This window comes from Actinoplanes sp. NPDC023801 (genome assembly GCF_040639655.1).
Lineage (GTDB): Bacteria > Actinomycetota > Actinomycetes > Mycobacteriales > Micromonosporaceae > Actinoplanes.
Window position 1 is genome coordinate 138429 of sequence record NZ_JBFAAI010000004.1, and the last position, 12784, is coordinate 151212.

General features: G+C 72.2%; 16 protein-coding genes. 6 read left to right on the forward strand and 10 right to left on the reverse strand.

Going from position 1 to position 12784, the window contains the following annotated elements; all coding sequences use genetic code 11:
* Positions 1-178: 178 nt before the first annotated feature.
* Genes AB0G04_RS10400 through AB0G04_RS10410 form a run of 3 tightly spaced genes read left to right on the forward strand, consistent with a single transcriptional unit; the run spans position 179 to position 1913 of the window.
* A complete protein-coding gene (locus tag AB0G04_RS10400) occupies positions 179-973 on the forward strand; it encodes a class I SAM-dependent methyltransferase (RefSeq protein ID WP_360979798.1) in 795 nt (264 codons plus the stop codon).
* A complete protein-coding gene (locus AB0G04_RS10405; RefSeq protein ID WP_360979801.1) occupies positions 970-1152 on the forward strand; it encodes a hypothetical protein in 183 nt (60 codons plus the stop codon). The genes AB0G04_RS10400 and AB0G04_RS10405 overlap by 4 nt, the downstream gene beginning before the upstream one ends.
* Positions 1149-1913, forward strand: a complete 765-nt coding sequence (locus tag AB0G04_RS10410; RefSeq protein ID WP_360979804.1) for a class I SAM-dependent methyltransferase — start codon at positions 1149-1151, stop codon at positions 1911-1913. The genes AB0G04_RS10405 and AB0G04_RS10410 overlap by 4 nt, the downstream gene beginning before the upstream one ends.
* Before the next feature lie 7 nt (positions 1914-1920).
* Here the strand turns inward: AB0G04_RS10410 and AB0G04_RS10415 are convergent, their stop codons facing one another.
* The 3 genes from AB0G04_RS10415 to AB0G04_RS10425 form a co-directional block, all read right to left on the reverse strand.
* Positions 1921-2211, reverse strand: a complete 291-nt coding sequence (locus tag AB0G04_RS10415) for a hypothetical protein (RefSeq protein WP_360979807.1) — start codon at positions 2209-2211, stop codon at positions 1921-1923.
* A gap of 244 nt (positions 2212-2455) precedes the next feature.
* Positions 2456-4933, reverse strand: a complete 2478-nt coding sequence (locus AB0G04_RS10420; protein WP_360979810.1) for a DUF4132 domain-containing protein — start codon at positions 4931-4933, stop codon at positions 2456-2458.
* A 2-nt stretch (positions 4934-4935) separates the two neighbouring features.
* A complete protein-coding gene (locus tag AB0G04_RS10425) occupies positions 4936-5355 on the reverse strand; it encodes a hypothetical protein (RefSeq protein WP_360979813.1) in 420 nt (139 codons plus the stop codon).
* Between the two features lie 65 nt (positions 5356-5420).
* Between AB0G04_RS10425 and AB0G04_RS10430 the strand changes: the two genes are divergently transcribed.
* Together AB0G04_RS10430 and AB0G04_RS10435 are read left to right on the forward strand one after the other, a co-directional pair.
* Entirely contained in the window at positions 5421-5813 is a 393-nt protein-coding gene (locus tag AB0G04_RS10430) for a hypothetical protein (protein ID WP_360979816.1), read from the forward strand.
* Positions 5800-6216, forward strand: a complete 417-nt coding sequence (locus AB0G04_RS10435) for a hypothetical protein (RefSeq protein ID WP_360979819.1) — start codon at positions 5800-5802, stop codon at positions 6214-6216. Before AB0G04_RS10430 ends, AB0G04_RS10435 begins: the two co-directional genes overlap by 14 nt.
* Here AB0G04_RS10435 and AB0G04_RS10440 read toward each other — a convergent pair.
* The 4 genes from AB0G04_RS10440 to AB0G04_RS10455 all read right to left on the reverse strand — a co-directional run bounded on the left by AB0G04_RS10440 (position 6206) and on the right by AB0G04_RS10455 (position 9422).
* The gene (locus AB0G04_RS10440; RefSeq protein ID WP_360979822.1) at positions 6206-6649 is read right to left on the reverse strand and encodes a hypothetical protein; all 444 of its coding nucleotides are present in this window, start codon (positions 6647-6649) and stop codon (positions 6206-6208) included. The two genes, AB0G04_RS10435 and AB0G04_RS10440, sit on opposite strands and share 11 nt — an antisense overlap.
* Positions 6650-6771: 122 nt before the next feature.
* Positions 6772-7305 (reverse strand): hypothetical protein, encoded by a 534-nt coding sequence (locus AB0G04_RS10445; protein ID WP_360979825.1) that lies wholly within the window; start codon positions 7303-7305, stop codon positions 6772-6774.
* The gene (locus AB0G04_RS10450) at positions 7302-8510 is read right to left on the reverse strand and encodes a molybdopterin-binding protein (RefSeq protein WP_360979828.1); all 1209 of its coding nucleotides are present in this window, start codon (positions 8508-8510) and stop codon (positions 7302-7304) included. The genes AB0G04_RS10445 and AB0G04_RS10450 overlap by 4 nt, the downstream gene beginning before the upstream one ends.
* Before the next feature lie 90 nt (positions 8511-8600).
* Entirely contained in the window at positions 8601-9422 is an 822-nt protein-coding gene (locus tag AB0G04_RS10455) for an NAD(P)H-binding protein (RefSeq protein ID WP_360979831.1), read from the reverse strand.
* A 51-nt stretch (positions 9423-9473) separates the two neighbouring features.
* Here AB0G04_RS10455 and AB0G04_RS10460 point away from each other — a divergent pair, with 51 nt between their 5' ends.
* Positions 9474-10310 carry a hypothetical protein gene (locus tag AB0G04_RS10460; RefSeq protein WP_360979834.1) on the forward strand — a complete coding sequence of 279 codons (837 nt, stop codon included), beginning with the start codon at positions 9474-9476 and terminating at the stop codon, positions 10308-10310.
* A 2-nt stretch (positions 10311-10312) separates the two neighbouring features.
* On the opposite strand, the gene AB0G04_RS10465 is transcribed toward AB0G04_RS10460, so the two are convergent.
* From AB0G04_RS10465 to AB0G04_RS10475, 3 genes are read right to left on the reverse strand one after another with little or no spacing between them, the layout of a single operon-like run.
* On the reverse strand, positions 10313-11002 hold the full coding sequence (locus AB0G04_RS10465) for a response regulator transcription factor (protein WP_360979837.1): 690 nt from the start codon (positions 11000-11002) through the stop codon (positions 10313-10315).
* Positions 11002-12231 (reverse strand): histidine kinase, encoded by a 1230-nt coding sequence (locus tag AB0G04_RS10470; RefSeq protein WP_360979840.1) that lies wholly within the window; start codon positions 12229-12231, stop codon positions 11002-11004. The genes AB0G04_RS10465 and AB0G04_RS10470 overlap by 1 nt, the downstream gene beginning before the upstream one ends.
* A gap of 32 nt (positions 12232-12263) precedes the next feature.
* Positions 12264-12569 (reverse strand): hypothetical protein, encoded by a 306-nt coding sequence (locus AB0G04_RS10475; RefSeq protein ID WP_360979843.1) that lies wholly within the window; start codon positions 12567-12569, stop codon positions 12264-12266.
* Positions 12570-12784: the final 215 nt, after the last annotated feature.

Genomic DNA, 12784 nt, shown 5'->3' on the forward strand with positions numbered 1-12784 from the left:
CCTCCTCCATTGTTCGGCGTTCGGGGAAATGGGAGCGCTCCCGGCGCAAGCATTACACCAATGTGTCGGGACATCAACCGATGTCTATAAGCGGCTTTCGCCAGGAGCGGATTCTGCCCTTGGAAGATCGCGCCGCCGCGGGGCCGTGAGCAGGTGACGGCACAGGCATGCTCGGGTCATGAGCGGGCAGATCGAAATCTTCAACGAGGCGGCCGACGACTACGACAGCGTCGGTGTCGACTTCTTCACGCCGTTCGGTGCGGCTCTGGCCGAGGCCGCCGCGGTCCGGCCCGGCGACCGGGTCCTCGACGTCGGCTGCGGGCGTGGAGCGGTACTGTTCCCCGCCGCGGCGGCCACCGGTCCGGGCGGGCACGTCACCGGCATCGACCTCGCGCCCCGCATGGTGGAACTGACCCGGACGGCCGCCGCCGCCCTGCCGCACGTGACAGTTCGGCTCGGCGACGCTCAGGCCCCCGCCTTCCCGGACGCCTCGTTCGACGTGATCACCGCTGGGATGGTCCTGTTCTTCCTGCCCGACCCACCGGCCGCCCTCGACGCCTACCGGCGGCTGCTACGACCCGGCGGACGTCTCGCCTTCAGCGCCGCCGCCTCCTACGACCCCGCCTTCCCGCAAGCCATGAAGGTGCTCGCCGGACACGCCGAGGGTCCGCCGTCCCCGCCGCCGGGTCAGGGCCCGATGTTCGAGAACGCGGACACCCTGCGGACCGCCGTGGAGAACGCCGGATTCGAACGCCCACGCCTGAGCAGGTACACCGTGGACAGCACCTTCCGCGACCGACGGCACTTCGTCTCCTGGGCCGGCTCGCACGGCGGCCGCGCCGTGGTGCGCCGGATCCCGCCGCAGCGGCTCGAGGCGGCCATCGCCGGCCTCGCCGCCGTCCTGCCCGAGCCGATCACCCTTACCACGACCCTGCACCTGGTGGTCGCCGATCGCCCTACAGTGGCCGGATGACCGCTTCGTTGTACCTGACCGGCCGGGGGACGTTCTGGCCCGGCGTGCCGACCGGCAACGACCCGCCACTCGTCGCGGGACGGCCTTGCCGCCCGCAGACCGCCCACCAGCCGGACCCGGCCTCCTTTTCGGGCCCGGCCTCGTGTTCGGGCCCGGCCTCGCTTCGGGAGGCACGGTGAGCCGGGGCCCGATGCCGGACGCGGGCTATTTCGACAAGTGGCACGCCGACATGGCCACCTCGCCCGTCCGGGACGCCGTCATCGCCCGCACGCTGGAACTCCCGGCCGAACTGCGGGACGCGGGCACCCTCAACCGGCAGGGCGTCGACGAACTGACCGGCGAACTGCGCCTGCCGCCGGACGGCCTTCTGCTCGACATCGCCTGCGGACGTGGCGGGTACGGCATCGAGGTCGCCCGGCGAACCGGCGCCCGCCTGATCGGAGTGGACTTCTCCGCCGTCGCCGTGCAGCAGGCCCGGTCCAACGGTGCGCACCGGCTGCCCGCCGGCCGCTCCGACTTCCGGGTCGGCACGCTGCTGGCCACCGGTCTGCCCAGCGGGTCCGCGGACGCTCTGATGTGCGTCGACGCGGTGCAGTTCGGCGATCCGCCGCTCGCCGCGCTGCGCGAGTTCCGGCGCCTGCTGGCACCCGGCGGCCGGCTCGCCGTGACCTGCTGGGAAGCCACCGACCCGGCCGACGACCGGGTTCCGGCGCGGATCCAGGCGGTGAACCTGCTCCGCGACCTGCCGGAGGCCGGGTTCACCGACGTGCGGGTGCATGATCGGCCGCAGTGGCGCCGGGCCGAACTGGCCATGTGGGAGGCGGCGCTCGCCGAGACCGGCACCGACCCCGCGCTCCTCTCCCTCCAGGCCGAAGGGCGCCGCTCGCTGGACACCGCCAATGCGATGCGCCGCGTCCTCGCCACCGCCACGGCACCCTGAGGGGCGTTCACTCAGCCGGCGCCCCACCCGGGTACGGACGCCTGATGCCGTGCTCGGCGAGGACGGACTCATAGAACTCCAGCAACTGAGACATCTCGCCGCCGACGTAGTCGAGATCGTCCAGTGCCTCACCGTCGGCGGGATCCCGGCGCAGCCGCCGGGCGGCGTCGACAACCTGATCCCGCAGTACGGCGAACGTGTCACCTTGGACGTGGATGCCGGGGAAGGCCCGACCGTGGAGCTGCGTCACGGCGACGTTGCCACCGCGCGCCAGCACGCGTGCTCGTTCGTCGTTCACCCGGAGATGTTCGCATCCGTCGGACGGTGCCGAGGCTGAGCAAAATCGGAGCTGAAAAGTACCGCTAGAGGATGATCTTGGATTAGGAGCGCTCCGACTGAACACGTTCGGTGCGTCGGTCTTTCACCGATGGGCAGGCCGCGGCGTACGGCGGTTTTCGGCCTGCAGTAAGGGCCGGCGCTCGCCGGTGCGGAGCGAAACCACACGGCGGGCCGGTGCGGGGGACCGGCCGTATCGGTCGGCACTATGGCGGCCCGTCCGGGCGGAGGGCGTCGAGCTGCTGCAGGATCGAGGGGTCGGTGATCTTCTCGTCCTCGGCGAGGAGCAGCACCTTGCTCAGGATCACGCTCGTCATCCGGTCCTCGTCGGCGAACGGCAGGAACAGGCGGCGGTGCGCGGTGGCGCCGAAACCGGCCGGGACGACGCACAGGTAACCGGCCGGTTCGACGTGGATGCTGCCGCTGGTGAGGTGCACCCGGTAGGTGGCCCGGCTGCCGCGGACCACGGCGGCCGTGCCGTCCACGGCGACCCGGGTCAGACCCAGCTCGGCGATGAGCGCGGTCAGCACGTCGGCCCGGGAGCGGGCGCCGGCCGGTGAGGACCAGCGTTCCGGTTCGGTGCCGGCGACCGAGACGACGAGGTCCAGGTCGCGCATCACCTCGGAGAACACCACCGGCGGCACCTCGGCCAGCGGTACCGGCCTGCCGTCACGCAACAGGACCAGCCCGCCGATCAGCACGTCACCGAGACCGAAGTATCCGTGGAACTCGCAGCTCAACGCGGCGGTCAGGCCGGCGCCGGCCGGGCGGGTGGCCTGATGGGCGGCGTCCTCGTTGCCGATGCTCCAGCCGCGCGCCGACAGCAACTGGGCGGCGACCCGGCCGGACACGTTCTGGCCGGCGAAGCGCTGTGACACGTCGACGGCCTCGCGTTCGGCGGGAGTCGGTACGTACAGCTCGCGGAACGCCTGTTTCACCGGCTGGCGGATCCGGTCGCGCACGATCCGTTCCTGCCAGCGGGCCAGCGTGCCGCCGGCCAGCAGGTCGGCCGGGTGCACGGCGGTGACCGGGCCGGTGACGTCGAGCTCGTCGAGCAGGCCGACCGTGCCGGAGCTGTCGCGCCAGATCAGGGCGGGCAGCACGGCGGCCCCGGCGGGCAGGGACCGCAGGCGGGCCAGTTCGTCCGGGCTCAGGGTCGCGGTGGTCGCGACGAGGCGCTCCATCAGGCCGGTACGCATCCGGCGGGCCTGATCGCGCAGCAGCTCCTGGTGTTCACGCAGCCGCTGGTAGGCCGGATCGGCGCGGACCGCGGCCGGCACCGATCTCAGCGGCTTGCCGGCCCGGCTGACCGCCAGCACCGGTTCCGCCCCGTCGAACCGCACCTCGACCCAGTAGTCCCCGGCGTCGGCGCCGGTCGGTGCCGCCTCGGCGATCCGGGCCTCGCAGTCCCATTCGAGGCGGCTCGCGTCGGCGGCTCCGGTCACCTGAGCCAGGTGGTCGAGGGCGACGCCGATCGCGGCGGCATGGCTGTGGCGGCGGTTGGGGCCGAGCTTGGCACCTTTTTTCGCCGACTCACGCAATGCCAGATAGCGGTCGAGAACCGTCTCGCCGGGGACCAGCGGCAGCATCCCGAACGCCGCGATGCCCTGCAGAGCGTTGTTCTTCACCCGTTTGAGCACCGCGGCCCGGTTGTCGCCGAGCACTGCCGACACCAGCTCGCTGGGTGCCAGCAGCAGCAGACGCCGCGCCGTGTCGAGCCCGGCCGCCTCGACCGCGGCGAGCACGGCGGCCCGGTCCTGCCGGAACGGCTCGTGCCCGTCGGGCATCGCCCGGATCAGCCGCAGCAGGGGCGCCGCCGGTTCCAGGCCGAACAGTGGCAGCAGCGCCTCGGCGTCCCCGGTCGTGGTCCGCCACCGCCAGGCCCGGTGCCGGTCACCGGCCGGCCGTTCCCGCAGCAGGTCGAGCAGCCCGGCCCGCTCCGGCCCGGTCAGGTCGGCGGCCCCCAGATGATCGGCTGTCTGCTCGTCGCCGGTCCAGTCGAGCGCGAGCCGCACGAATCGCAGGCCGCGGGGCGCGACATCGGCGGGCAGTCTCGTGGGCGTGGCCGGCACCGGCGCGGTCACCCGCCGCCACACCAGTGCGTCCAGGTGGCCGCGGACCGCATCGGCGCACGGTGTGTCGGCGAGAGCCGTCCAGAGGTGACGGTCGTCGGTGAAAGCGCGCTCGACGTCCTGCGCGGCGAGCTCGTCACTGCTGTGCAGCGCGTCCAAGACCCGGGCCGTGGCCTGCCGGGTCAGGAATCCCAGCGGTGTGTGGAGCACCGCCCGCATCATCCCGATATCACCCTCGGCGACGGCCCGATCTGCCAGGTCGTCGAGTTTGGGGCTGGTCCGCGGGTCGCAGCCGAGCGCCGCCACGAGCAGCGACCGGTGGCGGCGCGTCGGCCACGGCACCTCGAGGATGTGCCGGACCGCGGACGGGTCGGTCACCGGGAACGCGGCTGCGAAGATCGGGTCGAGGGTGGTCAGGAGATCGTCCACGTACTCACGGAAGTGGCCGTCGGAGCGGCTGTTGCCGTGCCGGATCAGCTCGGTGATCTCGTCGGCCAGGACCGTGAGCCCGGCCCGGTCCGCGGCGCGGGCCTTCCCGGCCAGGGCGGTCAGGCTCGCGCGATCCTCCTGGACGACGTCGGTGAACTGCTCGGGCACCTGATCGAGTGGCATGATCAGCCACCCACCAGAGCGACCAGGCGCAGGAACACCACCGGCTCGCCGAGACGAACCGTGATCTCCTCGTCGAGCGAGCCGACCTGCCGGCCCCCGTTGAAGATCACAAAGGTGCCGCGGCTGAACGCCCGATGCGCCCGGGCCACCTCGCGCTCCGGGTCGGGCGCGAGGACGGCTCGGTCTGGCAGCCGGATCACCCCGGTGGCCGCCTGCGCCCGCAGGTCCTCGTCGGAGAGGAACTGCCGGTCGAGTGCCCGCCGGCAGCGGGCCGTAGCGGCTCCGGCCAGCCGGATCTGCTCCTCGACCGCGCGGCGGATCAGCTCCCGCGCCGTCGTGCTCTCCCCGGCCAGCCGCACCAGCACCCGTGGCAGGCCCTCGGGCGTGCCGGTCACCCGGCTGCGCACCTCCACGTCGACCATGGCCGGAACCCTAAGACAGGGGTACGACAGGAAACGCCCGTGCCCCGGGATGGTTGGATCGGCGGGTGAACTACCAGGAGCTGTTCGCGCAAGTCCACCGCCGGCCGGGCATGTTCTGCCTGGACGGCGAGTTTCATACGCTCACCGCGTTCGTGCGCGGGTGCGAGGCCGGCAACGACTGGCAGCTGCTCGCGGGTTTCCGGGAGTGGCTCGTGACCCGGCTCGGCGGGGGTGACAACCTGGTCTGGGAGGGCCTGGTCCTGCGCCTCGCGTTCCCGGACCGCGAATCCGGCCCCGGCCGCGAAGAGTTGCGGGCCGACCCGCGGATGAACGAGAAGGCCGTCGAGCTGCTGTTCCAGCTGCTCGACGAGTTCCTGCAGAAGCGGAACGAACACGACGGCCTGGCAAAGATATTCGGGGCCTACTTCGAGTCCAGGAGCAGACGTGCCACCCCCTGACGGGGACGCCGCTGGGTCGTCCGCCCGGCGGCTCGGGCCGGGCATGGACGAACTCACCGACTTCCTGTGGCAGATGGAGATCGCCGCCTGGGAAGAGGCGTGGCTCTTCGAGATCCCGCTCGGCTCGATCGACAGTCCCGGCCCTTGGCAGATCGTCCATGGCCCGTGGCCGGCGCCGACGTGTGCGGCCGTTCTCCGGCTCTGGTACGACGCCGGGTGGATCGGTCTCCACTACCGCGACCCACCGCCGGGATGGGATGTGGGCGCGCCGCACTGGCGTGACCGTGTCTCCGCCGACGGCTATGTCCAGCTGTATCGGGCCGACGAGGGCGAGACGACGCTGAGGGAGCAGTGGTTCGAGCACGTCATCGACATCGCCCGCGGCCTTCCGCTCAGGCCGTGACGGTCCAGGGCGGCGTGAAACGGCGCACGTACGCCCGCGCCCGCGGCAGTGGGTTCTGCCAGTAACCGTCCGGCATGCGGTGCAGGTGGGCCGCGCAGAACTCGGCCAGGCCGGTGGTGATCCGGGCCCGTTCGATCCGCCGGTTCTCGAAGGCGGCGTTGACCGTCAGCACCTCCTGCTCGAGGTTCCAGCCGGAGGCGTCGAACGCCCAGGCCTCCCATGTGGCGTACACGTGGAAGGGGTGCTCGTCCCCGGCCATGGTCATCGCCGTGAGGCCGATCTCCCGGCCCGGGTGAAGCTCCCGGCAGGTGAAGGCGAGGATGTGACAGGCGCCCGCCGCGAAGAAGGCCTGGTCGCCGCGTTCCCAGGCGACGCGCTGGTCCGCTCGTTCGAGCGGCGTCCGCCGGAACACCCCGGCCGCGGTGACCGACATGCTGTCGAGGGTAGCGGCGCGGCGGGCGGAGAGTCGCGGCACTAGTTTCCTGGAAAGAGATGTGAGAAGGAAGCGCCGCTGGAGCCGCCCACCGCTGGCGTCGATCCTAGGGTTCGCGGCGACTAAGCGCATCCGGATTCGGCGCGGATCTCGGCGGCGATGCTCGCGGCCGGCCGTGAGCCGTCGACAACCAGGTCACAATGAGCGCGGAGCGGTTCGACATGCTGTTCGTGGGCGTCGCGCCGATGGTCCAGATAGTTGGCCAGGAGCACGTCCAGGGGGAAGCCGTCCCGTACACACTTGCGGTGGATCTTGCGCGCCAGGCGCAGGTCGGCGGCCAGCTCGACGAACACGTCGCAACGCCGGTGCGGCACCGGCGGCCTGATCCGCGCCGCGAACAGCCCCTCCACGATCACCAGACGGTGGCGGCGCAGCGCGGCCGCGGTGTCCGCGGTGAGCCGGCCGGCATCGATCGAACGGGGGTCACCCACGTCGAGGCGGGGAATGCCGGTGCGGTCCGGAATCCACACGCCACGGTCACGGGTGGTGACGTAGTAGTCGTCGCCGTGCAGCACCTCCGCGTCGCCGAACGCCTCGGCGATCGTGGTCTTCCCGGCTCCGGAACCGCCGGTCAGGGTGAGCAGCAGGGGCGTCACGGCACCGTGAGACCGATCGCGGGGGCACCGTCGGCCCAGTCGTCCGGCAGCACCGCCAGCGTCCCGGCCGCCGCGGCGGCATGCAGTCCGACCGGCCCGGCGGCGGCCAGTTCACCGGACGGTCCGACCGGGACGATGCGGACACCGCCGGGCATCAGCGTGGCCCGGCCGGTGACCGTCACCGTCGGCAGCGGCGTCGCAGGACGTCCGGCGAGCGCGCCGAGCAGCGGTTCCAGCAGCGTCAGGGCGGCGACCAGCCCGGCGTACGGATTACCGGGCAGACTCACCACGAAACGCCCGTCCGGCAGCACCGCCAGTGCCTGCGGGTGACCCGGCCGGCAGGCCACACCCCGTACCAGCCACGTCGCCCGTGCGCCGGTCAGCAGGTCGTGCAGATGGTCGGCCGCTCCTGCCGACGACGATCCGCTGACCACGACGACCTCGGTGGCGGACGACTCGAGCGCCACAGCGAGCGCGGCCGGGTCGTCCGGCACCCGCCGCGAGCCCGCGAAACTGCCGCCGGCCCGCGCCGTGACCGCCGTGACAAGCCCGGTGAAGACGTCCCGTACCTGGCCCGGCCCCGGCGTACCGTCGGTGATCACCTCGTCCCCGGTGACCAGCATGGTGACCGCGGGCGCCCGGTACGCCAGTACATGCTCGACGCCGGCCTGAAGAGCGGCCGCGGCGACGGTGGCGGTGACCGTCCGCCCGGCGGGCGCGATCAGTACACCGGGCGCGAGGGCGTCCCCGGTCCGGCGGATGTGCCGGCGCGTTCCCACGGAGCCGATGACCAGGCCGTCCACGACCCGGCAGTCCTCGTAGGGCAGCACCGCCCCGGCCCCGGCCGGCAGCGGCGCCCCGGTGGCGATCTCCAGAGCCGTGCCGGGCGCCAGGCCCGCGCCGCCCGCCGACTGACCGGCGAGGATCCGGCCCCGGAGCGTCCACGGCCCGTCCCCGGCGATCACGTAGCCGTCCATGGCCGCGTTGTCGAACGCCGGCACCGGCCGCTCACAGCGCACCGCCGCCGCCAGCACCAGGCCGGTGGCCGCGACGACCGGGGTGAGGCCGGCCGGCAGCGGCTCGGCGGCGCCACGCGCGGTGGCGTAGGCCTCGGACCACGACATCTGCACCGGCCGAGTAGACCCGGCCGGTGTGTCCTCGCCGTGCCCGGCCTGCTGCCGCCGTGCGACCAAAACCTCACCCATCGTCCACCCCGGATGTGACCTGCGGCCCGTGCCGGGCCGCCACCCGATCATGTCCGGCGCGGCGCGGCGGCGACAGGGCCGTCCGGCCCGCTATGCCGGGTCCCACACTCCCCGGGCGGCGGCGTCGGTGGCGTACGCGGAGAAGTCACGGCCCGGCCGGCCGAGAATCTTCTCCACCACCCCGGTCGGGACGGTGTCACCGCGCTCACCGAGCCGCACGAAACTGCCGGTCAGGGCGTCGACCACCTCGTCGGGCAGGCCGTCGGCGCGCATCGCCTGCCGGTACGCCCCGGGCGTGCCGTCGAACTCGATCCGCCGTCCGGTGGCGCGCGAGATCTCCGCGACCGCCTCCCCGAACGACAGCGCCCGTGGCCCGGTGATCTCCACCAGTTCACCGGCGAGATCGTCACCGGTCAGCGCCGCCACCTCGACCGCCGCGATGTCGTCGGCGTCGATGAAGGCCTGCCGTGCCTCCCCGACCGGCAGGCACAGGCGCCCGTCCACGACGGACTGCCGGAAGAACGTCTCGAAATCCTGATGGAACCAGTCGGGACGCACGATGGTCCATTCGGCGCCGGAGTCCCGTACCCAGGCCTCGGTCCTCTGCAGTTGGTCCATGCCCATGACCTCCAGGCCACGATCGGAATGCAGGACCACCCGCCGCACCCCGGCGCGCAGCGCCTCCGGGAGGAAGGCCTCCGGCATTCCGGTCCGGTCGGGCAGGAGCACGAACATGATCGGTACGCCGTCGAGCGCGGCCGCCCAGGTACCGGGATCCTCCCAGTCGAACCGCTGCTCGGTGTGGCGCGACACCACCCGGACGTCGCCTCCGGCGTCCCGCAGACGTGCGGCGACCCGGCTGCCGACCGTGCCGGTGCCGCCCAGTACAAGAATCGGGCTGCTCTGGCTCATGTGCCCACGCTAACCCGGCTGCCCGGGAACTGCCCGCCGTGATGAGGCAGAGTGGGGCAGTGGCTTCCGGGCGGGGTACTGGTGCTGGTGTTGTCGTCGGCGCTGGTCCACGCCCTGTGGAACGTGCTGTTCGCGAAGGTGTCGCGGGGCGCGGCGGCCGTCGCGGTGGCCAATGCGGCCTCGTTCCTGGTGCTGGCACCGTTCGCGCTCGCCCGTTGGCGGATCACCGCCGAGGCGTGGCCGTTCCTGCTGGTGACGGCCGCTTTTCAGGCCTACTACCTGGTGGTGCTGCGGCGCGCCTACGCCAGGGCGCCCGCCCACACGGTGTACCCGGTCGCCCGCGGACTCGGTCCGGTCCTGGTCCTGGCCGTGGCGGTGGCCGGCGGAGCCCGCCTGCCCGGCGCCGCGTTCACTGCGGTGGCCCTGATCAGTGCGGGCGTCTGGCTGACCGCGAACGGTGAGGTGAACCGCCGGGTCGTTCTGGCGGCGGTGCCGGTCGCGATCTCGCTGGCCGCCTATCCACTCGTCGCGTCCCACGGGCTGCGTCACGCCGATCCGGCCACCTACCTGTGGTTGTCGCTGGCACCGCTGACCGCCGGATCCGTGGCCGCGAGCCTGATCAGAGCCCGCGGCGCCGCGGAACTGCGCTCCGAACTGCACCCGGCGGCCGTCGCCACCGGCATCGGGATGGCCGTGGCCGGCGGCCTCACCACGGTGGCGCTGGCCATGGTGGCCCCGGCCCAGGTGCCGGCGGTGGCCGCTCTGCGCGAGACCGGCATCCTCTTCGTCGTCCCGCTGTCCTGGCTCACCACCGGCACCTTCTCCCGCAACGCCGCCGGCGGCGCGGTCCTCGTCTTCGCCGGGGTCGCCCTGCTCGCGCTGCACTGAGTTCAGCCGGGCGGCCCGCTGCCGGGAACCACGAGCTTGTTCTGGTACGCGGCGACGACGGCCTGAGTGCGATCATGCACCTCCAGCCGCATGATGATGCGGCAGACGTGAGTCTTGACGGTGGCCATGGCCAGATGCAGCCGGCCGGCGATGTCCTCGTTGGTCAGCCCGTAGGCCATCAGCGTGAGGATCTCCCGCTCGCGCGTGGTGAGGCGATCCAGAAGGCCGGCGACCGGACGCGCGGGGGCGGGCCGATCGGTGAAGCCGGCGATGACGCCACGAGTGATCGATGGTGCGAGGTAGCCGTTGCCCTTGGCGACACACTCGATCGCGGTGGCCAGCTCGCCGGGAGCCGCATCCTTGAGCAGGAATCCCGAAGCGCCGGCTCGCAGTGCGGCGAAGACGTGCTCGTCGTCACCGAGACCGGTGAGGATCAGCACCTTGGCGGTGTAGTCCGGGTCCGGCGTGAAGTCGTCCGCGGTGAGCCGGCGCGTGGCCTCGACGCCGTCCATACCCGGCATACCGAGGTCCATCACCACGACGTCAGGGGTCAGCTCGCGCGCCAGTTTCACGGTCTCGGCGCCGTCGCCGGCCTCGCCGACCACATCGAGGTCCGGATGCACCGACAGCATCATGCACAGCCCGCTGCGAACCAGGGCCTGATCGTCCGCGAGTACCACGGTGATGGCCATCAGCCGACGATCCGTTCCGGCGCCGCGGTCGCCACCAGGCCGTCCGGCCTGCCGGCCGCCGGGCGCGTGACCGCGTCCGGCCTGCCGGCCCCCGAGCGCGTGACCGCGGGCAGGACGGCCTGGACGACGAAACCGTCGGCGGTCGGCCCGGTGTGCAGTGTGCCGCCGACGGTCTGCACGCGTTCGCGGAGCCCCAGCAGGCCGTGTCCAGTCGACAACGGTGCCGTACCAGCGGCTCGCCCGCCGTCTCCGGGTGCCTCGTCCTGCACCGTGAGGGTGAGATGGTCCGGAGTCCAGGCCATGCCGACCCGGATGGTCGCCTGCGGCCCGGCATGTTTGAGCGTGTTGGTGAGCGCCTCCTGAACGAGGCGGAAGGCGGCCAGCCCCACGCTGGGGTCGAGCAGGCCCGGCGTACCCCACACCTGTTTGCTGACGGTCACCCCGGTGGCCCGGGCGGTGGTGAGCAACGCGTCGACACCGTCCAGGTCCGGCTGCTGCCCGGTGACGGTGTCGTCACCGTCACCGTCACCACCGGCGGACCGCAACAGGCCCAGCAGACGGCGCAACTCGTTCATCGACTGCCTGCCGACGTCCTGCACCGTGTCGAGAGCCGCTTCGGCGCGCTGCGGATCATCCGCCAGGACAGCGCGGGCACCGGCCACCTGCAGCACCATCACGCTCACCGCGTGCGCCACGATGTCGTGCAGTTCCCGCGCGATCCGCAGGCGCTCGGACCGGAGGGCAGCCGTGGTCTCCGCCTCATGGTCGGCTGCCCGCTCGTCGGCGACTCGGGCACGATGGCCCAGCAGCCACGCGGTTCCGGCCACCAGCATGAGTACGAGGACGAAGATGAGCTGCCATTGCGTGTCGCCAGTGCTTCGCGAATACAGGGCGAACGGCAGGGAACAGGCCACCCACCCCGGCAGGGAGCGGGACGGCGGCCGCTGCCGGGCGAGAGCGGCGAGTGCGACGAGCATCCCGGCCAGCGGCGTGTACTGCAGGAACGTGAAACCGCTCGCGCACGCCCAGAGGAGCTGCACGGCCAGCACCGACACCGGGAAGCGACGTCGCAGCAGCAGTGCCGACAGGGTCGCAACGCTGCCGGCCGGGATGAGCCACGGCGGAGCCGTTCCGCCCCGGTACAGCTCGTTGTCGTTGTACCAGACCAGCAGATCCACCGATCCGGTGGCGAACAGGATGAGCGACTCGGAGACCCATAACGGGAGCACGACTCTGCGGTGGGCGCCGTGAAGGACGACATTCATTTCGGTCCCGGCCCCCTCTTCGGCAACTTCGGCGGTTTGAAGATGTCGCCGACTCCCTTTTGAATATCGGTGATGATGCCTTTGACGACAGCGCCGACCGGTCCTGTTCCGAGGAGCGGACCCAGGTCGATCGGTCCGGGTTCGGGAACCGGCGGGGGATCCCCGGCGCCGGGTGTCGGTGTGCCGGTCTGCGCGATGGCGACCGGCGCCGGCGCGGCGAGCGCCTGGCCAGGATTCATGCTCAGCGTCAGGACCGAGATCGCCGTCACGGCGGCTACCCGTATCTGTGGTTTGTCGGACATGCACCTATAGTCCGCTGGGCTGCCGGTTCGCGCGTCCGGCTTCGGCGTTAAATCCCCGGAGCCGCATGCAACCGTGGCGGTAATGCCGTGGCGGTACCCCGGCGGATGCACCTCTGCGGTACCCGCCGGAGGCGCACCGGGCCGCCGATCGGTACCGCTGGGGAATCATCGGCGATCTACCGCTACGGGCCGACGCTTTTCCGAGGCCGGGACGC